Annotated in this window: 22 protein-coding genes, 2 tRNA genes and 2 rRNA genes; 8 read left to right on the top strand and 18 right to left on the bottom strand. The window is 65.2% G+C overall.

What is annotated here, in order from left to right:
- Positions 1 to 19: 19 nt before the first annotated feature.
- From PA01_11090 to PA01_11040, 11 genes are all read right to left on the bottom strand, one after another.
- Positions 20 to 2,902 (bottom strand): 23S ribosomal RNA (locus tag PA01_11090).
- 260 nt (positions 2,903 to 3,162) lie between these two features.
- Positions 3,163 to 3,238, bottom strand: a tRNA-Ala gene (locus PA01_11085).
- Positions 3,239 to 3,253: 15 nt separating this feature from the next.
- Positions 3,254 to 3,330: transfer RNA gene (locus PA01_11080), tRNA-Ile, on the bottom strand.
- A gap of 77 nt (positions 3,331 to 3,407) precedes the next feature.
- A 16S ribosomal RNA gene (locus PA01_11075) occupies positions 3,408 to 4,945 on the bottom strand.
- Together the 16S and 23S rRNA genes with 2 tRNA genes alongside form the textbook arrangement of a ribosomal RNA operon.
- 352 nt (positions 4,946 to 5,297) lie before the next feature.
- Positions 5,298 to 6,698, bottom strand: a complete 1,401-nt coding sequence (gene dnaB, locus PA01_11070) for a replicative DNA helicase (protein KON82063.1) — start codon at positions 6,696 to 6,698, stop codon at positions 5,298 to 5,300.
- Positions 6,699 to 6,826: 128 nt separating this feature from the next.
- Positions 6,827 to 7,279: a 50S ribosomal protein L9 gene (gene rplI / locus PA01_11065; GenBank protein KON82062.1), complete on the bottom strand. Its 453-nt coding sequence runs from the start codon at positions 7,277 to 7,279 to the stop codon at positions 6,827 to 6,829.
- A 15-nt stretch (positions 7,280 to 7,294) separates the two neighbouring features.
- Entirely contained in the window at positions 7,295 to 7,570 is a 276-nt protein-coding gene (gene rpsR, locus PA01_11060) for a 30S ribosomal protein S18 (protein KON82061.1), read from the bottom strand.
- Positions 7,530 to 7,886, bottom strand: a complete 357-nt coding sequence (gene priB, locus PA01_11055; protein KON82060.1) for a primosomal replication protein N — start codon at positions 7,884 to 7,886, stop codon at positions 7,530 to 7,532. The genes rpsR and priB overlap by 41 nt, the downstream gene beginning before the upstream one ends.
- Before the next feature lies 1 nt (position 7,887).
- Positions 7,888 to 8,274 (bottom strand): 30S ribosomal protein S6, encoded by a 387-nt coding sequence (gene rpsF / locus PA01_11050; protein ID KON82059.1) that lies wholly within the window; start codon positions 8,272 to 8,274, stop codon positions 7,888 to 7,890.
- Between the two features lie 123 nt (positions 8,275 to 8,397).
- Positions 8,398 to 12,522 carry an ATP-dependent RNA helicase HrpA gene (hrpA, locus tag PA01_11045; GenBank protein ID KON82455.2) on the bottom strand — a complete coding sequence of 1,375 codons (4,125 nt, stop codon included), beginning with the start codon at positions 12,520 to 12,522 and terminating at the stop codon, positions 8,398 to 8,400.
- A gap of 187 nt (positions 12,523 to 12,709) precedes the next feature.
- Entirely contained in the window at positions 12,710 to 13,309 is a 600-nt protein-coding gene (locus PA01_11040; protein ID KON82058.1) for a YIP1 family protein, read from the bottom strand.
- Between the two features lie 254 nt (positions 13,310 to 13,563).
- Between PA01_11040 and PA01_11035 the strand changes: the two genes are divergently transcribed.
- Together PA01_11035 and PA01_11030 are read left to right on the top strand one after the other, a co-directional pair.
- Positions 13,564 to 14,064, top strand: a complete 501-nt coding sequence (locus PA01_11035) for a DNA-deoxyinosine glycosylase (GenBank protein KON82057.1) — start codon at positions 13,564 to 13,566, stop codon at positions 14,062 to 14,064.
- The gene (locus PA01_11030) at positions 14,061 to 15,359 is read left to right on the top strand and encodes a TIGR03862 family flavoprotein (protein KON82056.1); all 1,299 of its coding nucleotides are present in this window, start codon (positions 14,061 to 14,063) and stop codon (positions 15,357 to 15,359) included. Before PA01_11035 ends, PA01_11030 begins: the two co-directional genes overlap by 4 nt.
- Before the next feature lie 22 nt (positions 15,360 to 15,381).
- On the opposite strand, the gene crcB is transcribed toward PA01_11030, so the two are convergent.
- On the bottom strand, positions 15,382 to 15,777 hold the full coding sequence (crcB, locus tag PA01_11025) for a fluoride efflux transporter CrcB (protein ID KON82454.2): 396 nt from the start codon (positions 15,775 to 15,777) through the stop codon (positions 15,382 to 15,384).
- A gap of 237 nt (positions 15,778 to 16,014) precedes the next feature.
- Between crcB and PA01_11020 the strand changes: the two genes are divergently transcribed.
- The 6 genes from PA01_11020 to PA01_10995 all read left to right on the top strand — a co-directional run bounded on the left by PA01_11020 (position 16,015) and on the right by PA01_10995 (position 22,587).
- Complete coding sequence (locus tag PA01_11020; GenBank protein ID KON82055.1) at positions 16,015 to 17,748, top strand: glutamine--tRNA ligase/YqeY domain fusion protein; 1,734 nt, start codon at positions 16,015 to 16,017, stop codon at positions 17,746 to 17,748.
- A 121-nt stretch (positions 17,749 to 17,869) separates the two neighbouring features.
- Positions 17,870 to 19,042 (top strand): efflux RND transporter periplasmic adaptor subunit, encoded by a 1,173-nt coding sequence (locus PA01_11015; protein ID KON82054.1) that lies wholly within the window; start codon positions 17,870 to 17,872, stop codon positions 19,040 to 19,042.
- Between the two features lie 7 nt (positions 19,043 to 19,049).
- The gene (locus tag PA01_11010; protein KON82053.1) at positions 19,050 to 19,748 is read left to right on the top strand and encodes an ABC transporter ATP-binding protein; all 699 of its coding nucleotides are present in this window, start codon (positions 19,050 to 19,052) and stop codon (positions 19,746 to 19,748) included.
- Complete coding sequence (locus PA01_11005) at positions 19,749 to 20,957, top strand: ABC transporter permease (protein KON82052.1); 1,209 nt, start codon at positions 19,749 to 19,751, stop codon at positions 20,955 to 20,957. It abuts the gene before it with no gap.
- Entirely contained in the window at positions 20,954 to 22,153 is a 1,200-nt protein-coding gene (locus tag PA01_11000) for an ABC transporter permease (protein ID KON82051.1), read from the top strand. The genes PA01_11005 and PA01_11000 overlap by 4 nt, the downstream gene beginning before the upstream one ends.
- 164 nt (positions 22,154 to 22,317) lie before the next feature.
- Complete coding sequence (locus tag PA01_10995; protein ID KON82050.1) at positions 22,318 to 22,587, top strand: hypothetical protein; 270 nt, start codon at positions 22,318 to 22,320, stop codon at positions 22,585 to 22,587.
- On the opposite strand, the gene PA01_18835 is transcribed toward PA01_10995, so the two are convergent.
- From PA01_18835 to PA01_10965, 6 genes are read right to left on the bottom strand one after another with little or no spacing between them, the layout of a single operon-like run.
- Positions 22,564 to 23,763: an rRNA pseudouridine synthase gene (locus tag PA01_18835; GenBank protein KON82453.2), complete on the bottom strand. Its 1,200-nt coding sequence runs from the start codon at positions 23,761 to 23,763 to the stop codon at positions 22,564 to 22,566. The two genes, PA01_10995 and PA01_18835, sit on opposite strands and share 24 nt — an antisense overlap.
- Before the next feature lie 47 nt (positions 23,764 to 23,810).
- The gene (locus PA01_10985) at positions 23,811 to 24,218 is read right to left on the bottom strand and encodes a Na+/H+ antiporter subunit G (protein KON82049.1); all 408 of its coding nucleotides are present in this window, start codon (positions 24,216 to 24,218) and stop codon (positions 23,811 to 23,813) included.
- The gene (locus PA01_10980; GenBank protein KON82048.1) at positions 24,215 to 24,484 is read right to left on the bottom strand and encodes a K+/H+ antiporter subunit F; all 270 of its coding nucleotides are present in this window, start codon (positions 24,482 to 24,484) and stop codon (positions 24,215 to 24,217) included. Before PA01_10980 ends, PA01_10985 begins: the two co-directional genes overlap by 4 nt.
- The gene (locus PA01_10975) at positions 24,481 to 24,996 is read right to left on the bottom strand and encodes a Na+/H+ antiporter subunit E (GenBank protein KON82047.1); all 516 of its coding nucleotides are present in this window, start codon (positions 24,994 to 24,996) and stop codon (positions 24,481 to 24,483) included. The genes PA01_10980 and PA01_10975 overlap by 4 nt, the downstream gene beginning before the upstream one ends.
- Complete coding sequence (locus PA01_10970) at positions 24,993 to 26,519, bottom strand: monovalent cation/H+ antiporter subunit D (protein ID KON82452.2); 1,527 nt, start codon at positions 26,517 to 26,519, stop codon at positions 24,993 to 24,995. The genes PA01_10975 and PA01_10970 overlap by 4 nt, the downstream gene beginning before the upstream one ends.
- Positions 26,516 to 26,863, bottom strand: coding sequence for a Na+/H+ antiporter subunit C (locus tag PA01_10965; protein ID KON82046.1), 348 nt, complete (start codon positions 26,861 to 26,863; stop codon positions 26,516 to 26,518). Before PA01_10965 ends, PA01_10970 begins: the two co-directional genes overlap by 4 nt.
- Position 26,864 lies beyond the last annotated feature (1 nt).

Genomic DNA, 26,864 nt, shown 5'->3' with positions numbered 1-26,864 from the left:
GTGTTCGATCCAGGGTTATAGGATCAAGCCTCACGGGCAATTAGTATCGGTTAGCTCAACGCATTGCTGCGCTTCCACACCCGACCTATCAACGTTGTGGTCTTCAACGACCCTTCAGGGGGCTCGAGGCCCCGGGGAAGTCTCATCTTGAGGCGAGTTTCCCGCTTAGATGCTTTCAGCGGTTATCTCTTCCGCACTTAGCTACCCGGCGATGCGACTGGCGTCACAACCGGTACACCAGGGGTGCGTCCACTCCGGTCCTCTCGTACTAGGAGCAGGTCCTCTCAAACTTCCAGCGCCCACGGCAGATAGGGACCAAACTGTCTCACGACGTTTTAAACCCAGCTCACGTACCACTTTAAATGGCGAACAGCCATACCCTTGGGACCGGCTACAGCCCCAGGATGTGATGAGCCGACATCGAGGTGCCAAACTCCGCCGTCGATGTGAACTCTTGGGCGGAATCAGCCTGTTATCCCCAGAGTACCTTTTATCCGTTGAGCGATGGCCCTTCCATACAGAACCACCGGATCACTATGACCTGCTTTCGCACCTGCTCGACTTGTCGGTCTCGCAGTCAAGCCGCCTTTTGCCATTGCACTATCAACACGATGTCCGACCGTGTCTAGGCGACCTTCGTACTCCTCCGTTACCTTTTGGGAGGAGACCGCCCCAGTCAAACTGCCTGCCATGCACGGTCCCCGACCCGGATTCACGGGCCAAGGTTAGAACCTCAACGACACCAGGGTGGTATTTCAAGGTTGGCTCCACGGAAACTGGCGTTCCCGCTTCACAGCCTCCCACCTATCCTACACAAGTCCCGTCAAAGTCCAATGCAAAGCTACAGTAAAGGTTCATGGGGTCTTTCCGTCTTGCCGCGGGGAGATTGCATCTTCACAAACATTTCAACTTCGCTGAGTCTCAGGAGGAGACAGTGTGGCCATCGTTACGCCATTCGTGCAGGTCGGAACTTACCCGACAAGGAATTTCGCTACCTTAGGACCGTTATAGTTACGGCCGCCGTTTACCGGGCTTCGATCAAGAGCTTGCACCCCATCACTTAACCTTCCGGCACCGGGCAGGCGTCACACCGTATACGTCCACTTTCGTGTTTGCACAGTGCTGTGTTTTTAATAAACAGTCGCAGCCACCGATTCTCTGCGGCCCCTTCGCCCTTCGGCTGTTCGCCTACAAGCTAGCGGGGCATACCTTCTCCCGAAGTTACGGTATCAATTTGCCGAGTTCCTTCTCCTGAGTTCTCTCAAGCGCCTGGGTATTTTCTACCTGCCCACCTGTGTCGGTTTGCGGTACGGTCGCTCTTAGACTGAAGCTTAGAGGCTTTTCCTGGAAGCATGGTATCAACCACTTCGGGCTCAAAGAGCCCTCGTCATCACGCCTCAGCTTAGCCCCGCGGATTTGCCTACGGGGCACGCCTACACGCTTAAACCGGGACGTCCAACACCCGGCTGGCCTAACCTTCTCCGTCCCCCCATCGCATCTAAGAGCGGTACGGGAATATTGACCCGTTTCCCATCGACTACGCATTTCTGCCTCGCCTTAGGGGCCGACTCACCCTGCGTCGATGAACGTTGCGCAGGAAACCTTGGGCTTTCGGCGAGGGTGCTTTTCACACCCTTTATCGCTACTCATGTCAGCATTCGCACTTCCGATACCTCCAGCATCCCTCTCGAGACACCTTCGCAGGCTTACGGAACGCTCCCCTACCATCTCTTGCGAGATCCGCAGCTTCGGTTCATGGCTTGAGCCCCGTTACATCTTCCGCGCAGGACGACTCGACTAGTGAGCTATTACGCTTTCTTTAAAGGATGGCTGCTTCTAAGCCAACCTCCTAGCTGTCTGGGCCTTCCCACTTCGTTTCCCACTTAGCCATGTATTTGGGACCTTAGCTGGCGGTCTGGGTTGTTTCCCTCTTGTCCCAGGACGTTAGCACCCCAGGACTGTCTGCCGTATATCACTTTGCGGTATTCGGAGTTTGCTATCGCGGGGTAGATCGCAGTGACCCCCCCAACGATTACAGTGCTCTACCCCCGCAAGTGTCCGTACGACGCACTACCTAAATAGTTTTCGGGGAGAACCAGCTATTTCCGGATTTGTTTAGCCTTTCACCCCTATCCACAGCTCATCCCCTAATTTTTCAACATTAGTGGGTTCGGACCTCCAGTGCGTGTTACCGCACCTTCATCCTGGCCATGGATAGATCATCCGGTTTCGGGTCTACGCCCAGCAACTCAATCGCCCTTGTCAGACTCGGTTTCCCTACGCCTCCCCTATTCGGTTAAGCTCGCTACTGAACGTAAGTCGCTGACCCATTATACAAAAGGTACGCAGTCACCCCACAAAGGAGGCTCCCACTGTTTGTATGCATGCGGTTTCAGGATCTATTTCACTCCCCTCCCGGGGTTCTTTTCGCCTTTCCCTCACGGTACTGGTTCACTATCGGTCGATCACGAGTATTTAGCCTTGGAGGATGGTCCCCCCATCTTCAGACAGGATTTCTCGTGTCCCGCCCTACTTGTCGCACGCTCAGACCCGCCAGCCACTTTTCGCATACGGGACTATCACCCTGTATCGTCGGACTTTCCAGACCGTTTTGCTAAGTAATTGGTTTAGTCGTGCAGGCTCCTCCCCGTTCGCTCGCCACTACTTGGGGAATCTCGGTTGATTTCTGTTCCTGCGGCTACTTAGATGTTTCAGTTCGCCGCGTTCGCCTCCACACGCCTATGTATTCAGCGCGGGATACTCCAAAAGGAGTGGGTTTCCCCATTCGGACATCGGGGGATCAAAGCTCCATTGCCAGCTCCCCCCGCTTTTCGCAGGCTTGCACGTCCTTCATCGCCTGTGATCGCCAAGGCATCCACCACATGCACTTAGTCGCTTGATCCTATAACCATGGACCCTGTCGCCAGGGTGCACCGTCATAGACGAACTCACGCTTGTGCGCACTCACCTGCCGCTGGTTCAAAGCGCAGGTGAATGCAAAAAATGCAATCACACCAACCCATGCAACAGCGCGCCTTGCGGCCCACTGTCGCACACTTTACTTCTTCCACTTTGTTAAAGAACACTGGCACTAGGCCTAAGCACTACGCACCGTCCGTGCGCACTGCTTAGCCCTACTCTCGAGCCCACCCGATGAGGCGGTGGTGGAGGATGACGGGATCGAACCGTCGACCCCCTGCTTGCAAAGCAGGTGCTCTCCCAGCTGAGCTAATCCCCCCCTGTCCTGCGGCGGTGGTGGGTCTGGTTGGGTTCGAACCAACGACCCCCGCCTTATCAAGACGGTGCTCTAACCAGCTGAGCTACAGACCCTCATGCCTGCGAGGCGCTCGTTGCCTGAACAACCGATAAGTTGTGGATACTGCGGCCGCCGCGGCCGTCTTCTCTTGAAAGGAGGTGATCCAGCCGCACCTTCCGATACGGCTACCTTGTTACGACTTCACCCCAGTCATGAATCTCACCGTGGTAAGCGCCCTCCCCGAAAGGTTAAGCTACCTACTTCTGGTGAAACCCACTCCCATGGTGTGACGGGCGGTGTGTACAAGACCCGGGAACGTATTCACCGCAGCATGCTGATCTGCGATTACTAGCGATTCCGACTTCACGTAGTCGAGTTGCAGACTACGATCCGGACTACGATCGGCTTTGTGGGATTGGCTCCACCTCGCGGCTTGGCAACCCTCTGTACCGACCATTGTATGACGTGTGAAGCCCTACCCATAAGGGCCATGAGGACTTGACGTCATCCCCACCTTCCTCCGGTTTGTCACCGGCAGTCTCGCTAAAGTGCCCAACCTAATGATGGCAATTAGCGACAAGGGTTGCGCTCGTTGCGGGACTTAACCCAACATCTCACGACACGAGCTGACGACAGCCATGCAGCACCTGTGTCCTGGCTCCCGAAGGCACTCCTCGATCTCTCGAGGATTCCAGGCATGTCAAGGGTAGGTAAGGTTTTTCGCGTTGCATCGAATTAATCCACATCATCCACCGCTTGTGCGGGTCCCCGTCAATTCCTTTGAGTTTTAACCTTGCGGCCGTACTCCCCAGGCGGTCGACTTCACGCGTTAGCTGCGTTACTCAGGAAGTTACCTTCCCGAACAACTAGTCGACATCGTTTAGGGCGTGGACTACCAGGGTATCTAATCCTGTTTGCTCCCCACGCTTTCGTGCATGAGCGTCAGTATCGGCCCAGGGGGCTGCCTTCGCCATCGGTGTTCCTCCACATATCTACGCATTTCACTGCTACACGTGGAATTCCACCCCCCTCTGCCGTACTCTAGCCGTGCAGTCACAAGCGCAGTTCCCAGGTTAAGCCCGGGGATTTCACACCTGTCTTACACAACCGCCTGCGCACGCTTTACGCCCAGTAATTCCGATTAACGCTCGCACCCTACGTATTACCGCGGCTGCTGGCACGTAGTTAGCCGGTGCTTCTTCTGACAGTACCGTCATCCACGCAGGCTATTGACCCGCGCGATTTCTTTCCGTCTGAAAGAGCTTTACAACCCGAAGGCCTTCTTCACTCACGCGGCATGGCTGGATCAGGCTTGCGCCCATTGTCCAAAATTCCCCACTGCTGCCTCCCGTAGGAGTCTGGGCCGTGTCTCAGTCCCAGTGTGGCTGATCATCCTCTCAGACCAGCTACGGATCGTCGCCTTGGTAGGCCTTTACCCCACCAACTAGCTAATCCGACATCAGCCGCTCCAATCGCGCGAGGCCCGAAGGTCCCCCGCTTTCCCCCTCAGGGCGTATGCGGTATTAGCTACGCTTTCGCGTAGTTATCCCCCACGACTGGGTACGTTCCGATGCATTACTCACCCGTTCGCCACTCGCCGGCAGGCCGAAGCCCCCGCTGCCGTTCGACTTGCATGTGTAAAGCATGCCGCCAGCGTTCAATCTGAGCCAGGATCAAACTCTTAAGTTCAATCCAACAAAGTACTCAAAGAATCTCTACTGACTTCCGTGAGCACTCAATCTTTGCAATGCCGAATCCACCCGAAGGCGATTCGACCACCGCAGCAACCCAGTACCCACACTTATCGGTTGTTCAACTTTTTAAAGAACCGCTGCCGTTGCAGCGAGAAAGAGATTCTGACCGACTTCGCTGCTGCCGTCAACCCCCGCCGGGCGCTTTCCTCACCCCCGGCAACCCTTCCTCTGCCGCCACCGCGCCTCGCACCCGACTTCCCAACCGTCCGGTGCCGCGAAGAGGGCCGAATTATAGATACATCCAACAGACAGTCAACCCTTTCCTGAAGCGGATTGAAAACAACCGATCAATACCCAGCCGCGCCTCCCGCGTAATTCTCGAAGCGCGTGCATTCGCCGATGAAAGTCATGCGCACCGTTCCGGTCGGCCCGTTACGATGCTTACCGATGATCAGCTCGGCCGAACCCTTGTCCGGGGAGTCCGGGTTGTAGACCTCGTCGCGGTAGATGAACATGATGATATCGGCATCCTGCTCGATCGCGCCCGATTCACGCAGGTCGGACATCACCGGGCGCTTGTTCGGCCGCTGTTCCAGGCTGCGGTTGAGCTGCGACAGCGCGATGATCGGCACGTGCAGCTCCTTCGCGAGCGACTTGATCGACCGCGAGATCTCGGAGAGCTCGGAGGCGCGATTGTCGCTGTCTTTCGTGCCGGTCATTAGCTGGATGTAGTCGATGACGATCAGGCCGAGCTTGCCGCACTGGCGCGACAAGCGGCGCGCACGCGCGCGAAGGTCGATCGGGTTGAGGCCCGGCGTCTCATCGATGAACAGCGGCGCGTCGTAGAGCTTGCCCATCGCCGCCGTGAGTCGCTGCCAATCCTCGTCGCCGAGACGGCCGGTACGGATTTTCTGCTGGTCGATTCGCCCGACCGACGAGATGAAACGGGTCGCGAGCTGCGTGCCGGGCATTTCCATCGAGAAAATCGCCACCGGCAGACGACAATCGACGGCGACATGCTCGGCGACATTGAGCGCGAAAGTCGTCTTGCCCATCGCGGGGCGGCCCGCGACGATGATCATGTCGGACGGCTGCAGGCCCGAAGTCTTCTCGTCGAGGTCGATGAGGCCGGTCGGCACACCGGTCACTTCGAGCGGGTTGTCGCGGTCGTACAGTTCCTGGACGCGGTCAACGACCTGCTTCAGGATCGGCTGGATCGACACGAAACCGCTCGCGTGGCGCGCGCCGGCCTCGGCGATCTCGAAAACCTTGGCTTCGGCCTCGTCAAGCAGCGTCTTCGCGTCCTTGCCCGACGCACTCAATGCGCTGGCGGCAATCTCGTCGCCCACTGCGACCATCTTGCGCAGGATCGCCCGCTCGCGAACGATTTCCGCGTAACGGCGGATGTTTGCCGCTGACGGGGTGTTGTTCGCGACTTCTGCGAGGTATGCGAGCCCGCCCGCCTGCTCGGTCTCGCCGTTCTTTTCGAGCGACTCGAAGACCGTCACGACGTCCGCGGGCTTTCCCAGATCGATCAATCGCGAGATGTGCCGGTAGATGCGCCGATGATCGTCCCGGTAGAAATCCACCTCATTGACGAGATCCGCAATACGCTCCCATGCGGCGTTATCCAGCAGAATGCCGCCGATCAGCGACTGTTCGGCCTCGAGCGAATGCGGCGGGAGCTTGATTGCGGAAATCTGCGGATCGCTCGAGCTATCGGAAAAGCGTCGCTTTGAAGTGGCCATCGGGGCACCGGTCCTTGCGAAAAGGGAAAAAAATTCTAGCGAAGCGGGAAAGGGGCTGAAAAGACGACCACTGAAAAGCAAAGGGGCTGCCGAAGCAGCCCCTTCCGGATCAGACTTCCTGGCGCAGCTTACTGCTGTTCGCCCAGCACCGAAACGGTGATCGGCACGACGATATCGGAGTGCAGGGCGACATCGACCTGGGAATCGCCGACCTGCTTGATCGGACCTTCCGGCATGCGCACGGCGCTGCGCTCGATCTTGAAGCCCTGCGTTTCAAGCGCGTCGACGATGTCGATGTTGCTGACCGAGCCGAACAGGCGTCCGTCCATGCCGGCCTTGCGCGTGATCTGCACCATCAGGCCTTCGAGCTTGGTCGCGATCGCCTGGGCTTCGGCCAGCTTCTCGGCGTGAGCGCGCTCGAGCTCGGCACGCAGGGCCTCGAACTGGGCCATGTTGGATTGCGTCGCGCGCTTGGCCTTGCCTTGCGGGATCAGGTAGTTGCGCGCGTAGCCGTCCTTGACCTTGACGACGTCGCCGAGCACGCCGAGGTTGGCGACTTTTTCGAGCAGAATGATTTGCATGTCCGATCTCTCCTCTTACTTGTGCAGATCGGTGTAGGGCAGCAGCGCGAGGAAGCGTGCGCGCTTGATCGCGGTCGACAGCTGACGCTGATAGCCGGCCTTCGTGCCGGTGATGCGGGCCGGCATGATCTTGCTGTTTTCGGTGACGAAGTCCTTCAGGATATCGACATCCTTGTAGTCGACTTCCTCGATCTTCTCCGCGGTGAAGCGGCAGAACTTGCGACGCTTGAACAGACCGCGGTTGCCGCGATCATCCTTTTTCTTGAACTTCGACTTGGGCTTGAAAGCCATTTTCGTTTCCTTCCAGAAATTCGATCTTGCTCAGGTGCAGCACCGGCGTCCGACTGCGAAGACTCTTCGCCGCGAGAAAACCGGTGGCCCGTATCCTCATGCCGGGAGAAGCGCCGGCCAGCACACTGGCCAACTCGCCGACCGCGACCGCCTGCAGTTCCACCGAAACGTCGCGGGCGATGCCGCCCTCGTCCTGTTTCGATTCGTGCGCGAGGCCGCAAGCGGCGATCGGCACTCCTGCCGGGGTTCGACGCAGCGGCAGCAGCTCGGCTATCCGCGCATCGAGGCGCAGTTCGTTCGCCCCGGTTTCAGCCACCTCAGGCCGATTCGGCCTCGGCCGGCTTCGCTTCGTCGGTGGCCGGTGCGGCGGTCAGCGAACGCGACTTCTCTTCCTTCATCATCGGCGACGGGGTGGTCACGGCGGCCTTCGTCTTGACGACCAGGTGACGCAGCACGGCGTCGTTGAACTTGAACGCATGCTCGAGTTCGCCGAGGGCTTCGCCGTCGCACTCGATGTTCATGAGCACATAGTGGGCTTTGTGCACCTTCTGGATCGGGTAGGCCATCTGGCGGCGGCCCCAGTCTTCGAGGCGATGGATCTGGCCATTGCGCGCGGTGACGATCGCCTTGTAGCGCTCGATCATCGCCGGGACCTGTTCCGACTGGTCCGGGTGGACGATGAATACAACTTCATAATGTCGCATGCAGACTCCTTGCGGTTTGATGTCAGCTCCCCGGCATGCGGACCGGTGGAGCAAGGGAAAGCCCGGCAGGATAGCAGGAAAGGCGCAGCGAATCAAAAAGCGTGCTTCGGCCCCGCACCGTCCTCAACGCGGTCGCGCATCCCAGATCTTCTGCAGCCGCTTGACCGACATCGGCATCGGCGTCTTCAGCTCCTGGGCGAACAACCCCACGCGCAACTCTTCGAGCAGCCAGCGGAATTCCTCGAGCGCCGGATCGGCGACGCCCGCCTTGCGTTTCGCGAGCAGTTCGCGCTCGAACGGCTGCGCGAGCGAGCGCCAGTCGGCGGCGAGCCGGGCATCGCGCGCCGGATCGTTGCGCAGCTTGTCGAGCCGCACGCCGGCCGCTTTCAGGTAGCGCGAAAATTCCGCCAGACGCTCCCACGGGAACGCGAGCAGGAAGTTCTTCGGCAGCAGTTCGCGGACCTGCGACTGGATATCGGCGGCGACCTCGGGGAACGCGCGCAACCCGGTCAGGCGTTTCTGCAGGGCCGCGTGTTCGGCGATCAATGTGGCGGCGAGACGCATGAATTCCTGCGCGACGAGCGTGACGCGCGGCTTGGCCTCCGCGCAGCGCCGTTCGAAACTCCCGGGGTCGCTCGGCAGCGGGTCGAGCAGGCAAGTGCGCGTGAGGGTTGCGGCGACCAGTTGCGCCTTGAGTTCGGCTTCGGTGCCGAACGGGATGAACGCGAGCGCCAGGTCGCGCAGACCGGGCAGCTTCTCGATCGCCCTGACCTGGTCCTTCAGCACGAGCGTGAAGAGCCGCGCGAGCCCCTTGCGATGGATTTTCGCGGCTTCCTCGGGCGTGTCGTAAGGGCGCAGCGAAACGCTGTCGCCGTCATCGTGCAGCGCCGGGTAGCCGATGACCTCACGCCCGGCGACCTTTACTTCGAGCAGTTCGGGCAGCGGGCCGAAAGTCCATGCCGTGAAACCTCCGATCGACGGGGACGCGGGAGATGCCGGCGGCTGGCGCTCCGCCTGCGCTGCGCCGCCGTCAGTTTTTGTTTTTGCACGCGCGACGCGGCTCGCGGAAGGCGCTGCTCCACGACGCGCAGCGTCGGACTGCTTCGCCGCTTCGTTTTCCGGCAACGCGATGCGCGCGGCGCGAAAGCGCTCGGCGACCTGGTCGCGCAGCCTCGTGCGCAATTCCGCGAGATTGCGCGACTGGCCGAGCACGCGACCATGCTCGTCGATGACGCGGAAGTTCATGAAGAAATGCGGATTGAGGTTTTCCGGGCGGAACGACTCGATCGGCAGCTTCAGCGACACGCGCTCTTCGACGAAGCGCTGCAGCGTGCGCAGCAACCCGTCGTCGACATTGAATTCGCCCGCCTCGAACTGTTCGACGAAGGCCGCGGCGCTGTCTGCGATCGGCTGGAGCCGGTGCCGATGCCTCTGCGGCACGGTGCGCAGCAGCGCCGCGGCTTTTTCCCCGAGCAGGCCGGGCACCAGCCACTCGCAGCGCTTCGCCGGCACCTGGTTCAGCATCGCGAGCGGCACCGTCAGCGTCACGCCGTCGTCGGGCTCGCCGGGCTGGTGAAGATAGCTCAGCTTGAGCTTCTGCCCGAGCACGTCGAAGCTCGACGGAAAGCGGTCGGTCGTGATGCCTTCGGCCTCGTGGCGCATCAGCTGGTCGCGCGTCAGGTACAGCAGCTTCGGCTCGGCCTGCTCGGCAGCCTTGCGCCAGCATTCGAAGCTCGCGACATCCATGACGTCGGGCGGCAGTTTCGCGTCGTAGAACGCAAAGATCAGCTCCTCGTCGACGAGCACGTCCGGCCGCCGCGACTTGTGTTCGAGCCGTTCGATCTCGGCGACGAGCCGCCGGTTGTGCTGCAGGAAAGCCATGCCGCGCGCCGGCCCTTCGGCGATCTCGCCCTGCACGAGGCCTTCGCGGATGAAGAGCTCACGGCACAGCGTCGGGTCGATGTCGCGGTAGCTGACGCCGCGGCGCGGGTAGAGCACGAGCCCGTGCAGCGTACCGCGCTCCCACGCGCGCACCGCCCCCGACGCTTTCGACCAGTGCGGCTCGAAGACCTGACGCTTGACGAGATGAGTGCCGACTTCTTCCAGCCATTCCGGCTCGATCTTCGCGAGGCAACGGCCGAAGAGCCTCGAGGTCTCGACGAGCTCGGCGCAGACGATCCACTTGCCGGCCTTCTTCGCCAGCGCCGACCCGGGATGGGGCCAGAAGCGGATGCCGCGCGCGCCGAGATAGCTACCCGCCTGCGGCCCGCTCGCATCCTCGATCTTGTTGCCGACATGGCCGAGCAAGCCGGTCAGCAGCGCCTTGTGGAGCGGCTCGTACTGCGCCGGCTGCTGGTTTTCCTTCCAGCCGTGCTCGGCGCACAGCGTCAGCAGCTGGCTATGCACGTCGCGCCATTCGCGCAGCCGCATGTAGGACAGGTGATGACGCTTCGCCCACGCTTTCTGCTTGGATCCGGACTCATGCCGCAGCACTTCGTCCCAGGCTTTCCAGAGGTTCCAGTACCACAGGAATTCCGAGCGCTGATCCTGTTCGCCGCCGCGGAACTTCGCGTGCGCCTGGTCGGCCGCGCCGGGGCTCTCCGGCGAGCGCTCGCGCGGATCCTGCACCGACAGTGCGGCGGCGATCACGAGCACTTCGGCCAGGCACCCGCGATCGCGCGCGGCGAGGATCATGCGGCCGATCTTCGGGTCGAGCGGCAGCTTCGCGAACTCGCGGCCGATCGGCGTGAGCTGCCGCGCGTCGCCGTCTTCGTCGAGCGCGCCGAGCTCGGCGAGCAGCTGGTAGCCGTCCGCGATCATGCGCGGCAGCGGAGCGTCGAGGAACGGAAAGTCCTCGACCTCGCCGAGGCGCAGCGACTTCATCCGCAGGATCACCCCGGCGAGCGACGAGCGCAGGATCTCCGGGTCGGTGTGCGCCGTGCGCTTGTCGAAATCCGCCTCGTCGTAGAGTCGGAAGCAGATCCCGTCCATGACGCGACCGCAACGCCCGGCGCGCTGCTTCGCCGCCGACTGGGCGATCTTCTCGATCTGCAGCTGCTCGACCTTGTTGCGATGCGAGTAGCGCTTGACGCGCGCGAGACCGGTATCGACGACATAGCGGATGCCCGGCACGGTCAGCGACGTCTCGGCGACGTTCGTCGCGAGCACGACGCGCCGCCCCCGGCCTGCGGAGAACACGCGCGCCTGCTCCTGCGCCGACTGGCGCGCGAAGAGCGGCAGGATCTCGGTGCTGCCGGCGTGATGCGCCTTGCGCAACGCCTCGGCGGCCTCGCGGATTTCGCGCTCGCCCGGCAGGAACACCAGCGTGTCGCCCGGCCCGCTGCGGTGCGCCTCGTCGACCGCGTCGACGATCGCGTCGTACAGGTCGCGCCCCTTCTCCTTCCGCCCTGCGCCGCCGCGTTCTTCGGGCGACGGCTCGTCGTCCTCGACCGGCCGATAACGCATCTCGATCGGATACAGGCGCCCCGACACCTCGATCACCGGCACCGGCTTTGCCGGGGCGCCGAAATGGCGCGCGAAGCGCTCGGCGTCGAGCGTCGCCGATGTCACGATCACTTTCAGGTCGGGACGGCGCGGCAGCAGTGTCTTCAGGTAGCCGAGGAGGAAGTCGATGTTGAGGCTGCGTTCGTGCGCCTCGTCGATGATCAGCGTGTCGTACGCGGCGAGCAGCGGGTCACCCTGCGTCTCGGCGAGCAGGATGCCGTCGGTCATCAGCTTGACGTGGGTCGTCGCGCCGATGCGGTCGGTGAAACGGATCTTGTAACCGACCGCCTGGCCGAGTTCGGATTTCAGCTCCTGGGCGATGCGCGTCGCAGTCGCGCGCGCGGCGAGGCGGCGCGGCTGGGTGTGACCGATGAGCCCCGCCGCACCGCGCCCCAGCGCGAGACAGATCTTCGGCAGCTGGGTCGTCTTGCCCGAACCGGTTTCGCCGCTGACGATGACGACCTGATGCGCGGCGATCGCCGCAGCGATCTCGGCGCGCTTCTGCGTGACCGGCAGTTCGGGCGGAAAGTCGGGGTGCGGCAGCGCCGACTTCCGTTCGGCGAAAGCCGCGCGCGAGCGCGTCAGCAACGCTTCGAGGTCAGCCTGCGCGCGCTCCCGCCGGTCGCCCTGGGCGCGTCCGAGGTCGCGGGCGAGGCGCTGCAGTCGCGGGCGATCGGTGCTCAGGCAGTCGGCAAAGGATTGCCGTTCGCCGGCACGGGCGGAAAGCGTGTCTATGGTTTTCAATATCGGTGTCGCCGGAAAAGAAGCGCGTCCGACCCCGGAAAAGGAAAATCGTTCCGGACAAGGCGGCGAGGCCGGACTTTCCGGTGGCGAGGCGGGATTATGCCAGAACGCGGCGGGGCCCCCGGAGGCCGTGTGGCGCGTCCGGCGAGGAGCGGAATCGTCCGCCCCTTCGCCATGGGCGGCGGAATCAGCCGCGCAAGCCGATGATCATGCTCATCGCGAGCGCCAGGACGACCAGCAACGCGATCCACGCGATGATCCCGGCCATCAGCACGAAAGTGCCCATGACCCGGGCCTTGCTCTTGTCCGCGAGTCTGAACAGGGGATAGACGCCGTGGTAGATCAGCGCCGCCGACGCCACCCACGCCACCGCGACGACGAGTGCGTTGAACCACGTGATCGGCACGAACAGCGCGAGCGCGGAAATCCATAGCGGCGTCGGCGCGACGGCCGCGAGCAGGAACGCGTCCTGATAGGTCGGCGTCGCATCGACGACGTCACCCATCTGCTGGATGATCGACGCCATCAGCAAGACCATCGCCAGCTCCGCGAGGAAGAACGCGACGGCAACGGCGAGCGCTTCGCCGACCGTGATCGCCGGCACCAGTTCCGGAAACACTCCTCCCGGCATGACCAGCAGCGCATACAGCAACATCACCGGAGGGATCAGCGACATCGGCAGCACGAACGTCGTGAAAAGCTTTCTCACGCTGGGGTGAGTTTCGATCAGATACTGCCAGCCTTCGCGATACGAATAGAACATTTTCGGAAGATTGTGCGTGTTCATCGTCGACCTCCTCGGTTCGCGTGACGAGACCGGAATTGGACCTTCCGGCGCAGCGAAAAGTCCCGCCTCGTTTTAACGTTTTCATTGTAGACAACCGCGAAAATCCGGCCCGGCCCGCTCCTGCCGCTGCCGAGCCGGTGCCGCATGGCTTGCCGCCAACGGAATCGCTCGGTACCTTGCGTCGCTTGCGCGATGTCCTCGCGTGCCGCCCCGCCCCCTCCCCCACTCCCCGACTCCCCGATTCCCCACACCCCATGTCCCGACTCGAAGGCTTTCCGCCGGTCGCCGCTCCCGGCGCCCACACTCTGATCCTCGGCAGCATGCCGGGCGCCGCCTCGCTGGCGGCGGTCGAGTATTACGCGCATCGCCGCAATCTCTTCTGGCCGATCCTCGGCGAAGTGCTCGGCATCGATCCGGCGCTGCCTTATGCGCAGCGCACGCGTCGCCTGGCCAAGGCGGGCTACGCGCTGTGGGACGTGCTCGGCGCCTGCCGCCGGTCCGGCAGCCTCGATTCGAACATCGAGAACGACTCGATCGAGGTCAATGATTTCGCGACTTTCTTCGCCCTGCACCCGTCGATCGACCGGGTGTTCTGCAACGGCACGACGGCCGAACAATGCTTCCGCCGCGAGGTCCTGCCGGCACTCGAAGGACGCTTCGAATTCGAACTTCGGCGGCTGCCATCGACGAGCCCGGCGAATGCGTCGGTCCCCTATGCCGCAAAGCTCGCAGCGTGGCGGGAGATCGCGCGATGAGCGGCAGCGGGAAAGGCAGCGTCGCCGTCATCGGCGGCGGGCCGGCAGGACTGATGGCTGCCGAAATGCTTTCGTCGCGCGGTCACGCCGTCGACGTCTTCGACGCGATGCCTTCGCTCGGGCGCAAGTTTCTCCTCGCCGGCATCGGCGGCCTGAATCTCACCCATTCGGAAGCGCCCGACGCCTTCGCCTCGCGCTACCGCGAACGCCGGCCCGAATTCGAGCGCCTGCTCGCGGCGTTCGGCGCGACCGCGCTGCGCGATTGGGCGCACGGGCTCGGCATCGAGACGTTCGTCGGCAGTTCCGGGCGGGTGTTTCCGGTCGGAATGAAAGCGGCGCCGCTGCTGCGCGCATGGCTGCATCGGCTGCGCGAGGCCGGAGTGCGCTTTCACGTGCGCCACCGCTGGCTGGGCTGGCACTCAGGCGAGGATTTGCCGACGCGCGGCCTGCGCTTCGCGACCCCTGCCGGTGAGCGCGTCGTCAGCGCCGACGCGGTCGTGCTCGCGCTCGGCGGCGCGAGCTGGGCGAGACTCGGCTCGGACGGCGCGTGGGTGCCGTGGCTTTGCGAGCGTAACGTCACGGTCGCGGCGCTGAAAGCCGCGAACTGCGGTTTCGACGTCGCCGTGCAACATTCCAGTCGTGATGCGATCGGCATGGGCTGGAGCGAGCATTTCCGCGCTCGTTTCGCCGGCCAGCCGCTGAAATCCGTCGCGCTCGCCTTCACCGACGCCCGCGGCGAGACGCATCAGCGTGCGGGCGAATGCATGGTGTCGGCGACGGGCCTCGAAGGCAGCCTGATCTACGCGCTTTCGGCGCCGCTGCGCGACGCACTCGCGGCGAACGGCACCGTCGAACTGTCGATCGATCTCGCGCCGGACCGCACGCTCGAACGGCTCACCGAAGAACTCTCACGCCCACGCGGCACCCGATCGATGTCGAGCCACCTGCAAAGCAAGGTGGGGATTACCGGCGTCAAGGCCGCGCTGCTGCGCGAGTGTCTGGCTCCGGACGCGTTCGCATCGCCCGCCCGGCTTGCCGCCGCGATCCATGCGCTGCCGCTCAAACTGGTTGCGCCTCGACCGCTCGACGAGGCGATCAGCACCGCGGGCGGCGTGGTGTTCGAGGAGCTCGACGAAGGCCTGATGATCCGCAAGCTCCCGGGAGTCTTCTGCTGCGGCGAGATGCTCGACTGGGAGGCGCCGACCGGCGGCTACCTGCTGACCGGCTGCTTTGCGACGGGTCGCGCGGCGGGCCTGGGCGCATGCGCCTGGCTGGCGAGCGCGACGCGAAAGTAGGTGTTCGGTAGATGTTTCGCGTTCAGCCGCGCCAGGCATTGAACGCCGCGTAACCGACCCCCGCCATCAGCAGCGACCCGGCGACGTGAAGCGCGGTGTGCAACGCGAGCCAGCCCCATTCGCCGCGCTGGACGAGATGCAGGCCTTCGGCGGAGAACGTCGAAAAGGTCGTCAGTCCGCCAAGAAAACCGGTCGTCAGCAGCAGCTTCAGCACGGGCGACATCGCGGGAACGGCATGGATCCACGCGAGCGAAGCGCCCATCAGCAAGCCGCCGAGCAGGTTCGCCGCGAGCGTGCCGAACGGAATGGTCAGGAAGATCGGGTTCAGCAGCAGTCCGAGCCCCCAGCGCAGCCACGCACCGAGCGCCGCGCCGGCGCCGACCGCGAGAAACGCCGACACCGTCACCGGCGACGTCATCGGGCGCTTCCGCCATGCATCGCGTCTTCGCCCGTCTGAACGGACGTCCGGGAGATCGGTAACGGCTCGATCGGCTCACCTGTCATGACATTCCTGTGCATGCAAAACCGCCGGCATTCTACCGGACGCGACCGGCGCAACGCTCTGCCCCCTGCCGCGACGATTCGATTTCAACCGGGGGCGGCGGTAGAATCGCCGGCTTCCGGGCATTGCACCCATTCTCCGAGGCTTCACCCCGTGTCCGACACTCCGAAATCCGGCGCCATTGCGCCCCCTGCGAGCAACTTCATCCGCAACCTCATCGACGAGGATAACCGGAGCGGGAAATGGGGCGGCCGCGTCGAAACCCGCTTTCCGCCCGAACCGAACGGCTACCTGCACTACGGCCACGCGAAGTCGATCTGCCTGAACTTCGGCCTCGCGCAAAGCTACGGCGGCGCCTGCCATCTGCGCTTCGACGACACCAATCCCGAAAAGGAAGAGCAGGAATACGTCGACTCGATCATCGAGGCGGTGCGTTGGCTCGGCTTCGAGTGGGGCGAACACCTGTACTTCGCGTCGGATTATTTCGAACGCATGTACGCGTGCGCCGAATACTTGATCACGTCGGGCCGGGCCTATGTCGAATCGTTATCGGCCGAGGAGATGCGCGCGTATCGCGGCACGCTGACCGAAGCCGGGCGCGACAGCCCGTACCGCAGCCGCAGCGTCGAGGAAAACCTCGAGCTTTTCCGCCGCATGCGCGCCGGCGAGTTCAGCGACGGGCAGCACATCCTGCGCGCGAAAGTCGACATGGCTTCGCCGAACCTCAACCTGCGCGACCCGGCGATCTACCGCATTCGCCGCGCGACTCACCACCGCACCGGCGACGCCTGGTGCATCTACCCGATGTACACGTTCGCGCATCCGATCGAGGACGCGATCGAAGGCATCACGCATTCGCTGTGCACGCTCGAGTTCGAGGACCAGCGCCCGTTCTACGACTGGCTGCTCGACGCGCTCGCGACGGGCGGTTTTTTCCCGCGGCCGCTGCCGCAGCAGATCGAATTCGCGCGGCTCAACCTGACTTACGTCGTGCTCTCGAAGCGCAAGCTGATCCAGCTCGTCGATGAACACCATGTCGATGGCTGGGACGATCCGCGCCTGCCGACGCTCGTCGGCGCGCGTCGGCGCGGCTTCACGGCGGCGGGCTTCCGTCTTTTCGCCGAGCGCATCGGCGTGACGAAGTCGGATACGTGGATCGACGTCAGCGTGCTCGAGGAATGCATGCGCGAGGACCTGAACGATGCCGCGGAGCGGCGCGTCGCCGTGCTCGATCCGTTGAAGCTCGTCATCACGAACTACCCGGAAGGGCACAGCGAGCAGTGCGAAGCGCCAAACCATCCGCTCAAAGCCGAGCTGGGCAAGCGGTCGATGCCGTTCTCCGGCGAACTGTGGATCGAGCGCGAGGACTTCATGGAAACGCCGGCCAAAGGCTTCCACCGCCTCTCCCCCGGCAACCTCGCGCGGCTGCGTTACGGCTACGTCGTCAGATGCACCGGCTGCGAGAAGGATGCCGACGGCAACGTCACCGCGGTGCTGTGCGAGTATCTGCCCGACACGAAGTCCGGCACGCCGGGCGCCGACAGCGTCAAGGTCAAGGGCAACCTGCACTGGGTGTCCGTCGCGCACGCGTACGAAGCCGAAGTGCGGCTCTACGACCGGTTGTTCGCCCATCCCTACCCCGGCAATCGGCGCGAAGGCGATCCGGAGGATTTCGAGCGCAGCTACATCGACGACCTCAACGACACGTCGAAGCTGACGATCCGCGCGCAGCTCGAACCGGCGCTCGCGAACGCCCGGCCGGAAGAGCACTTCCAGTTCGAGCGCCACGGCTACTTCGTCGCCGACCGGATCGACTCGACCGCCGGCGCGCCGGTCTTCAACCGCACCGTGACGCTGAAGGATTCGTGGAGCAAGACCAAAGGATAAGCGGCCCGTCCGCGAGCGGCTCGGCACGACCGCGCGCCGGTCCGGCCGCGGCAGCCGGAATCGCGGTTGCGCCGCTGCGGCCATCGGCGGATCATCGGCGAAAAATGCCGATTGAAAGCCGATGACTCCCCTCCTTCGCCGCGTGCGCGCGGTTGTCGTCACCCTCGTCGTCCTCGCGCTCGTCGCCACCGTCGTCTGGTGGTTCACTCGCCCCAAACCGGTCGCGGTGCGGCTCGTCGAAGTCCGGCATGGCCTCGTCGAGGCGACGCTGTCGAACACGCGCGCCGGCGAAATCGAAGCGTGCCAGCGCACCAAGCTGTCGACGATCATCGGCGGGCGCATCGATTTCCTCGGCGTCGAGGAAGGCGACCGGGTCGAAGCCGGGCAGGTGCTGATGCGGCTGTGGAACGCCGACCAGGACGCCCGGCTCGCCGTCAACCGTGCGCAGCTCGAGACCGCGCGCCGCCGCGTGCAGGAAGCCTGCACGCAGGCCGACAATGCCGAACGCGAAGCGGCCCGCCAGAGCGAACTCTTCCAGCGCAATTTCATCTCGGCGTCGCGCGAGGAGCAGGCCCGCACCGAAGCCCGGGCCCTCCGAGCCGCTTGCGAAACCGCGCGCGCCGACACGCGCACCGCCGAAGCGCAGATCGACGCGACTGCGACCGACCGGCAGCGCACCGTGCTGATCGCACCGTTCGCCGGCACGGTCGCGAAGATCACCGGCGAGCTCGGCGAATATTCGACGCCGTCCCCGCCGGGCGTGCCGACGCCGCCGGCGATCGACCTGATCGACGACAGCTGCCTGTACGTCAAGGCGCCGATGGACGAGATCGACGCGCCGAAAATCCATCCCGGCCAGCGCGCCCGCGTGACCCTCGACGCGCTGCCGGGAAAAGTGTTCGACGCGACGGTCAAGCGCGTCGCACCTTACATCACCGCTGTCGAGAAGCAGGCGCGCACGGTCGATGTCGATCTCGAGTTCGTCCGGCCGCTCGAAGCGCGCGGCCTGCTCGTCGGCTACAGCGCCGACGCAGAAATCGTCCTCGAAGTGCGCGAGAACGTGCTGCGCATCCCGACCGCGACGCTGCAGGAAGGTAACCAGGTGCTGCGTTATCGCGAATCGGACGGCACGCTCGAAGCGCGCGAGATCAAGCCCGGGGTGGCGAACTGGGACTACACCGAAGTGCTCGACGGGCTCGTCGCCGGGGATCGCATCGTCAGCTCGCTCGAACGCGAGGGCGTCAAGCCCGGCGCGCGCGTCGAGCCGGAAAACGACGCACGTGCGGCGCGCTGAAACGGCCATGGCGCAGATCGAACTCTCCGGCATCGAACGCGTCTTCAAGCTCGGCGACAGCGAAGTCCATGCGCTGCACGCCGTGACGGTCGCGATTGCGGCCGGCGAATACGTCGCGGTGATGGGGCCGTCGGGTTCGGGCAAGTCCACGTTGCTGAACCTGCTCGGCCTGCTCGACCGGCCGAATGGCGGCACCTACCGGCTCGAAGGGCGCGACGTGACGACGCTCACTGCCGACGAGCAGGCCGAAGTCCGGCGCAACCGCATCGGCTTCGTGTTCCAGAGCTTCCATCTCGTGCCGCGCCTCACCGCCGCCGAGAACATCGCGCTGCCGCTGATGCTGGCCGGCGTGCCGTCCGCCGAGCGCGGCCCGCGCGTCGCCGAAGCGCTGCAGAACTTCGGTCTCGACACGCGCGCCGATCATCGCCCCGACGAACTGTCCGGCGGCCAGCGCCAGCGCGTCGCCATCGCGCGCGCGACGATCATGCGCCCGGCGATGATCCTCGCCGACGAGCCGACCGGCAACCTCGACCGCGCGACCGGCCAGGACGTCACCGCGCTGCTCGAGAGCCTGAACGCGTCGGGCGTGACGCTGATCGTCGTCACGCACGATCCCGTGATGGGCGGGCGGGCGCGGCGCCGGCTGATGATGGAAGACGGCGCGCTCGTCGCCGACCTGCGTGCGGACGCCGCTTCGCCCGCCTGAATGACGCCCGCCGACACCCTGCGCTTCGCGACGCGCGCGGCCACCGGCTATCCGCTGCGCACCGCGCTGATGATCCTCGCGATGTCGATCGGCGTCGCCGCGGTCGTCGTGCTGACGGCGCTTGGCGACGGGGCGCGCCGTTACGTCGTCAACGAGTTCTCCGCGCTCGGCAGCAACCTCATCATCGTGTTGCCCGGGCGTTCGGAAACCGGCGGCGTCGGTCTCGGCAGCCTGTTCACGAGCACGCCGCGCGACCTCACGGTGCGCGACGCCGCGGCGCTGCTGCGTGCACCCGACGTGCAGCGCATCACGCCGCTGACGCTCGGCAATTCCGAAATCGCGTACGGCGGACGGCTGCGCGAAGTGCTCGTGCTCGGCACCAGCGCGGACTACCTCGACATCCGCGGCTACCGCATGGGGCTGGGGCACTTCCTGCCGCGCGAGGATCTCGAACGCGCGTCGTCGGTCGCGGTGCTCGGTGCGACGCTGTGCGACGAGCTCTTCGGCATAGAGTCCGCGGTCGGCCGCATGATCCGCGTCGGCGACCGGCGGCTGCGCGTCATCGGCGTGCTCGAGAAGTCCGGCCAGGGCCTGGGCATGAACACCGACGAGCTTGTCGTCGTGCCGGTCGCGACCGCGCAGGCGATGTTCAACACCAACACGCTGTTCCGCGTGATGGTCGAAGCGCGCAGCCGCGACGCGCTCGCCTCGGCCCAGCGCCAGGTCGAAGACATCATGCGCACGCGTCGCGACGGCGAACTCGACATCACCGTGATCACGCAGGACGCGGTGCTCGGCACTTTCGACCGCATCCTCGGCGCGCTGACGTTCGCGGTCGCCGGCATCGCCGCGATCAGCTTGGCGGTCGCAGGCATCCTCGTGATGAACGTGATGCTCGTCGCGGTCACGCAGCGCACCGCGGAAATCGGCCTGTTGAAAGCGCTGGGGGCGACCGGACGCAACATCCGCTTCGCTTTCCTCGCCGAAGCGGCGCTGCTGTCGCTCGCGGGCGCGCTCGCCGGCCTCGCGCTCGGGCACCTCGGCGCCTGGGGGCTGCGGCTCGCATTCCCGGTGCTGCCGGCCTGGCCGCCGGACTGGGCCGTGTACGCCGGGCTCGGCACGGCGATCGTGACCGGCGTGCTGTTCGGCGTCATGCCGGCGCGCCGCGCTGCGCGCCTCGACGCGGTGCAGGCGCTGGCGAAGCGATGAGCCTCGCCGACTTCCTCCAGCTCGCGCTGCGCTCGCTCGTCGCCCACCGGCTGCGCAGCTTCCTGACGCTGCTCGGTATCGGCGTCGGCATCGCCGCGGTGATCCTGCTGACCTCGATCGGCGAAGGCCTGCACCAGTTCGTGCTCAAGGAATTCACGCAGTTCGGCACCAACATCATCCAGGTCACGCCGGGCCGGCAGGGCGCACGCGGGGGCCCGCCCGGGCTGCCGAGCACGACGCGCGAACTCACGCTCGACGACGCCGCCGCGATCGCGCGCCTGCCGCTCGTCACCGGCATGACACCGATCGTGCACGGCAACTCGGAGGTCTCCGCGGCCGGGCGCGTGCGGCGCACCAGCATCTACGGCGTCGGCGCCGACATGGACCGGCTGTTCTCGATGCGGGTCGGCATCGGCCGCTTCCTGCCGCCGGACGACCCGGCCGGCGCCCGCGCGTTCGTCGTGCTCGGTGCGAAGCTCAAGCGCGAGCTGTTCGGCAATGCGAACGCGCTCGGCGAACGGCTGCGCATCGGCGGCGAACGCTACCGCGTCATCGGCGTCATGGCGGAGAAAGGCCAGTTTCTCGGCGTCGACCTCGACGACACCGCCTACATCCCGACGGCACGCGCGCTCGCGCTGTACAACCGCGAAGGGCTGATGGAGATCGACGTCACTTATGCGGAGACGACGCCGGCTGCAGCCGTGGCCGAAGCGATCCGCGCGCTGCTGGCCGCGCGCCACGGCCAGGACGACGTGACGCTGACGACACAGGAAGACATGCTCGCGCGGCTGTCGAACATCCTCGACATTCTCACCGCGGCGGTCGGTGCGCTCGGCGGCATTTCGCTTGCCGTCGGTGGCGTCGGCATCGTCACGATCATGACGATCGCGGTCAGCGAGCGCACGAACGAGATCGGCCTGCTCGTCGCGCTCGGCGCGCGGCGCGCGACGATACTCGGCCTGTTCCTCGGCGAAGCGGTCGCGTTGGCCGCGATCGGCGGCGCGCTTGGCCTCCTCGCCGGCGCCGGGCTCGCGCAGCTCGTCGGGCTGCTCGTGCCGGCGCTGCCGGTGAGCACGCCATGGCATTTCGTCGTCGTCGCCGAAGTGCTCGCGATCGCGATCGGCCTGCTCGCCGGCGTGCTGCCGGCGCGCAAGGCGGCGCGGCTCGATCCGGTCGAAGCGCTGCGAGCCGAATAGCAACCGCGGAACGCGTGAAGCGCAGGCGACGCCTTCGTCCTGCCCCGACGCCGTTTCATTGCGTCAGATCAAACTCCCGCGATCGGCTGCGGCGACCGCCGTCCACGACGACTACAGTGAATCGACGGATTCGCTCTTCGCGCAACTACAGCATGGAGGTTGTCATGTGTTTCTTCGACTCGCCGGTCGGCCGCTGCGAGGCGGTACGGGAACTGGTGCTGCTGGACGAAACCCAGCAGGAATGTGCGTGCGAGCACGGCTGCCCGCCCGGTTTCGACTGCCCGCTGAAAGGCATTTTCACCGAACAATCCGGCGTCACCGACCCGGCCAGCCTGCCCTGCCGGCGCGTGCCGCCTCCGCGGCGGCCGAAAGCGCGCGGCACCCGGTTCGCCGACGACGTGCAACCGCGTTCAGAAGCGTTCGTCTTCTCGTAAAAAGCGCCACTGCCCGAGCGGCAGGTCGCCGAGTTTGACGCGCCCGATGCGCACGCGCTTGAGGCCGACGACCTTCAGTCCGACCAGTTCGCACATCCGCCGGATCTGGCGCTTGCGGCCTTCGCGCAGCACGAAGCGAAGCTGATCCTCGTTGAGCCACTCGACTTTCGTCGGACGCAGTGTCCGGCCGTCGAGTTCGAGACCGTGGTTGAGCAGCGCGAGGCCACGTTCGTCCAGTCTGCCTTCGACCCTCACGAGGTATTCCTTCTCGACTTTCGAATCGTCGCCGATCAGCTGGCGCGCGATCCGTCCGTCCTGCGTCAGCACCAGCAGGCCGGTCGAGTCGATGTCGAGCCGTCCCGCGGGCGCGATCCCTTTCAGGTGCGAAGGATGGAAGCGCTGCGCGTCGGCGCGGTCGAACTGGTTGTCCGGCCCGATCAGCGACACCGCCGGCTCGAAGCCCGGTTCGGGCTGCCCGGACACGTAGCCGACCGGCTTGTGCAGCAGAATCGTGACCTGCTCCATCTGGCGGCGCTTCGCCTGCGCGGCGAGCGTGATCTCGGCGTTCGGGTCGATGCGGATGCCCAGCTCGCTGACCCGCTGCCCGTCGACGAACACCCAGCCGCGCTCGATGATCTCGTCCGCCTCGCGACGCGAACACAGGCCGCGCTCCGACATGATTTTCGACAGCCGCACGCCTTCCGGCGCATTAGTCTGCGCTGGCGCGGCAACGGACGGCGCGGCGGGGCGCGGACGCGCGACGGCCTCGGGAGGGCGGGACCGCGGGCGGTCCGAAATGCGTCCGGCAGCGGGAGCCTTCGCGGTCCTGCGAACAGGACCATCGCCGCCCACCGAAGGGGGATGGTGAGGGGAATTCTTGCGCGGCGGCCGCGGCTTGCGCTCGGCGTCTTTCGCTGGGGCCAGGGCTTGGCGCTCGGGAGGCTTTCCCGTGCCGCGGCGATCGGCTGACGGCAGGAAGCGCGTGCGCAGGCCGGTTTTCCTGGCGGGGCCGGCGTCACTCGCCGCGGCATCGGCGGCCGCCGGCTTGACGCCGAGCGTCCTGCGGGCGCCGGGGGCGGCTTGGTCGCCTGCGACGCTGCGGGAAGGCGTTGTGGTCGTATCGTCCGTCTCGGCGGCGGGCCGGCCGGGATCTCCGGCGGAGGGGGAGCGTTTCATGGCAACCTGCAATCAGAAAAAGTCGGCCGAGCGGGCCCGGTGCCGAATCATACGCGCGGCGGCGGTTGCGGTCTGTCTTCGCGCGGCAATTCTTCGCCAGCTTCGTCGAACACCGTCCACGCGCGCCCATTGCACGTCCGGGGAAAGTTCCGCTCGCGATCACCGTGGAGGTGAAGGTAGGCTTTCGCAAGGAAATGCGCGCTGATCGGGGCGGTCAGAAAAAGGAACAGCGCGATGAGCAGTTCATGCGCCGACACTTCGCCGCTGCGCACGACGACATGGATCATCGATGCGAGCAGCACGCCGCCGACACCGGCGGTCGTCGCCTTGGTCGGGGCATGCAGGCGGGTCATCAGGTCGGGCAGCTTGACGAGGCCGATCGATCCCACCAGCGTGAAGCCGCTGCCGGCGACGATCAGCAGCGAGACGACCAGTTCGCCCAGCGTTTCGATCATTCGAGGACGTCCCCGCGCAGCATGAAACGGCAGTATGTGATCGTCGAGATGACGCCGAACATCGCGAACAGCAACGCCGCTTCGAAGTAAGTGCTCGTCATCTGGCGGATCCCGTACAGGATGATCAGCGCGATGAGGTTCGTGACGATCGTGTCCGCGGCGAGCAGCCGGTCGATCACTGTCGGGCCCGTCGCGAGCCGCCACAGGTTCAGCAGCAGCGCGACCGAGATCGCGGCGAAACCGAATGCGAGCGCGTATCCGATCATTCGAATATCTCCTTCAGCGGCGCCTCGTAGCGTTCTTTCAGAATTCGCACTATCGCCTCCGGATCCGGCGCATCGAGGCAATGCACGAGCAGGGTGCGGCGGTCGGCGGAGAGGTCGCAGCTCACCGTTCCGGGCGTCAGCGTGATCGTGGCGGCAAAAACCGCGATCGCTTCCGGCCATTCCAGATCGAGCGGCACGACGATCCAGCACGGCTCGAGGCGCGCCGCCGGGCGGAACAGAATCAATCGCGCAACGGCGAGGTTGGCGACGAGGATATCGCGGAACACCCTCAGCAGATACGCGAAGACTTTGCCGCAGGCGCGGACATGCGGGCGCTGCGGCCAGAAGCTGCGCGTCGCGTGCGCAATGACGACGCCGAGCACGAGCCCGACGAGCAGGCCGCCGACGGTGAAGCGGTTCTGCAGCAGCAGCCACAGCACTGCGAGCAGCAGCGCGAGGCGCGGATGCGGCAGCCAGCCGGCAGGCGGGCGGCGGGAAGGGTCGCCAGTCATTCGTTGCCTCCTTCAGCGCCGAGAACCGCATCGATGTAGTCGCTCGGAGCAAACAGCTGTGCCGCAGTCGCATCGAGGTAACGCGTGACCGGCCCGGCAAACACCACCAGCGCGGCATTGGCGGCGAGCAGCAGCGCGGCGGCCGTGATCGTCAGCGCCGCGCGCATCGGCTGACGCGCGTCGAGCCGGCCGGGAAACGATGCGCTTTTCCAGAACAGCGAGCTGCCGCCGCGCGCGAAGCCGATGATCGCCAGCAGCGACGTCGACAGCATCAGGCTCCAGATCCAGTTGCGGTTGAAGGCGTCGCGCGCGGCGTCGAGAATCAGCAGCTTGCCGATGAAACCGGACATTGGCGGCAGCCCCGCCATCGCGATCGCGCCGAGCACGAACAGCGCGCCCAGCAGACCCGACTGCGCGAACACCGGCGCCGCGACGAGCGCGTCGCCGTGGCCGGCGCGGCGCTCCGCGACGAGATCGGCGACGAGGAACAGCGCGCCGGCAGCAAGGGTCGAGTGCAGCAGATAGTAAAGTCCCGCCGACAACGCGGGCGGCGTGAACAGCGCGACTGCGATCAGCAGCGTACCCATTGAACCGAGCACCGCGAAGCTGACCATCGCCGCGAGCCGGCGCGCGGCGAGCACCCCGAACATCCCGAGCAGCAGCGTCAGCATCGCCGCCGGCATCAGCCACGGCGCGGCGAGCCACGCCGCGTCGCCCGCCCCTTCGCCGAACGCGAGCGTGAACAGGCGGATGATCGCGTAGGCACCGACCTTGGTCAGGACCGCAAACAGCGCCGCGACCGGTGCCGGCGCATTCACGTAGGCATCCGGCAGCCAGAAGTGCAGCGGCACCAGCGCTCCCTTGACTGCGAAGACCAGCAGCAGCAGCAGCGCCCCGCTGCGCAGCAGGGCCTGGTCGGCCGCTGCGACCTCAGGGACTTTGACGGCGAGATCGGCCATGTTCAGCGTGCCGGTGACGGCATACAGCAGTCCGACGGCGAACAGGAACAGCGCCGATGCCGCGAGATTGACGACCACGTACCGGACGCCGGCAGCCACCCTTCGCGCACCGCCACCGTGCGCCATCAGGCCGTAGGATGCGATCAGCAGCACTTCGAAGAACACGAAGAGGTTGAAGAAATCGCCAGTCAGAAAAGCGCCGTTCAGCCCCATCAGCTGGAACTGCAGCAGTGCGTGGAAATGCCTGCCGCGCGTATCCCAGCCATTCACCGCATACAGCAGCACCGCGACGGCGAGCACCGCAGTGAGCAGCAGCATCAGTGCCGACAGGCGGTCGAGCACCAGCACGATGCCGAACGGCGCCGGCCAGCCGCCAAGGGCGTAGGTGCGGACGCTGCCGTCGCTCGCCAAGCTCACGAGCGCGATGCCGAGCAGCAGCAGCGCGACCGCCGAGGCGAGCGAAGCGGTGCGCGCCAGCGCGATATCGCGACGCATCGTCAGCGCGATCACCGCCGCGATGACCGCCGGCAGCACGATCGGGAGGACGATTTCGTGGGTTATCAACGCCCGCCTCCGTCGCCGGTGCCGCCCGCTTCGTCGTCGACGCGGTCGCTGCCGCTTTCGACATACGCGCGAGCCGCCATGACGACCACCACCGCGGTCATGCCGAACGAGATGACGATCGCGGTCAGCACGAGCGCCTGCGGCAGCGGGTCGGTGTAATCGCGGCCGGCCCGGATCACCGGCGGCAGGTCGACGGCGAGGCGGCCGGCCGCGAACAGAAACACGTTGACCGCATAGGACAGCAGCGCGAGCCCGAGCACGACCGGGAAGCTGCGCGCGCGCAGCAGCAGATAGACGCCGGTCGCGGTGAGCATGCCGATTGCGGTTGCGACGAGGAACTCCATC

It is taken from the genome of Azoarcus sp. PA01 (assembly GCA_001274695.2).
In the GTDB taxonomy this organism is placed as follows: domain Bacteria; phylum Pseudomonadota; class Gammaproteobacteria; order Burkholderiales; family Rhodocyclaceae; genus Aromatoleum.
The sequence above is the reverse complement of the archived record's forward strand: the minus strand, read 5'-3'. Positions and strand labels throughout refer to the sequence as shown.

Bases quoted from the DNA above. Each gene is read 5' to 3' on its own strand.
- dnaB (KON82063.1), bottom strand. From the start codon at position 6,698: ATGGCCACTTCAAAGCGACGCTTTTCCGATAGCTCGAGCGATCCGCAG.
- rplI (KON82062.1), bottom strand. From the start codon at position 7,279: ATGCAAATCATTCTGCTCGAAAAAGTCGCCAACCTCGGCGTGCTCGGC.
- rpsR (KON82061.1), bottom strand. From the start codon at position 7,570: ATGGCTTTCAAGCCCAAGTCGAAGTTCAAGAAAAAGGATGATCGCGGC.
- rpsF (KON82059.1), bottom strand. From the start codon at position 8,274: ATGCGACATTATGAAGTTGTATTCATCGTCCACCCGGACCAGTCGGAA.
- PA01_11040 (KON82058.1), bottom strand. From the start codon at position 13,309: ATGAACACGCACAATCTTCCGAAAATGTTCTATTCGTATCGCGAAGGC.
- PA01_11035 (KON82057.1), top strand. From the start codon at position 13,564: ATGTCCCGACTCGAAGGCTTTCCGCCGGTCGCCGCTCCCGGCGCCCAC.
- PA01_11030 (KON82056.1), top strand. From the start codon at position 14,061: ATGAGCGGCAGCGGGAAAGGCAGCGTCGCCGTCATCGGCGGCGGGCCG.
- crcB (KON82454.2), bottom strand. From the start codon at position 15,777: ATGACGTCGCCGGTGACGGTGTCGGCGTTTCTCGCGGTCGGCGCCGGC.
- PA01_11015 (KON82054.1), top strand. From the start codon at position 17,870: ATGACTCCCCTCCTTCGCCGCGTGCGCGCGGTTGTCGTCACCCTCGTC.
- PA01_11010 (KON82053.1), top strand. From the start codon at position 19,050: ATGGCGCAGATCGAACTCTCCGGCATCGAACGCGTCTTCAAGCTCGGC.
- PA01_11005 (KON82052.1), top strand. From the start codon at position 19,749: ATGACGCCCGCCGACACCCTGCGCTTCGCGACGCGCGCGGCCACCGGC.
- PA01_11000 (KON82051.1), top strand. From the start codon at position 20,954: ATGAGCCTCGCCGACTTCCTCCAGCTCGCGCTGCGCTCGCTCGTCGCC.
- PA01_10995 (KON82050.1), top strand. From the start codon at position 22,318: ATGTGTTTCTTCGACTCGCCGGTCGGCCGCTGCGAGGCGGTACGGGAA.
- PA01_18835 (KON82453.2), bottom strand. From the start codon at position 23,763: ATGAAACGCTCCCCCTCCGCCGGAGATCCCGGCCGGCCCGCCGCCGAG.
- PA01_10985 (KON82049.1), bottom strand. From the start codon at position 24,218: ATGATCGAAACGCTGGGCGAACTGGTCGTCTCGCTGCTGATCGTCGCC.
- PA01_10980 (KON82048.1), bottom strand. From the start codon at position 24,484: ATGATCGGATACGCGCTCGCATTCGGTTTCGCCGCGATCTCGGTCGCG.
- PA01_10975 (KON82047.1), bottom strand. From the start codon at position 24,996: ATGACTGGCGACCCTTCCCGCCGCCCGCCTGCCGGCTGGCTGCCGCAT.
- PA01_10965 (KON82046.1), bottom strand. From the start codon at position 26,863: ATGGAGTTCCTCGTCGCAACCGCAATCGGCATGCTCACCGCGACCGGC.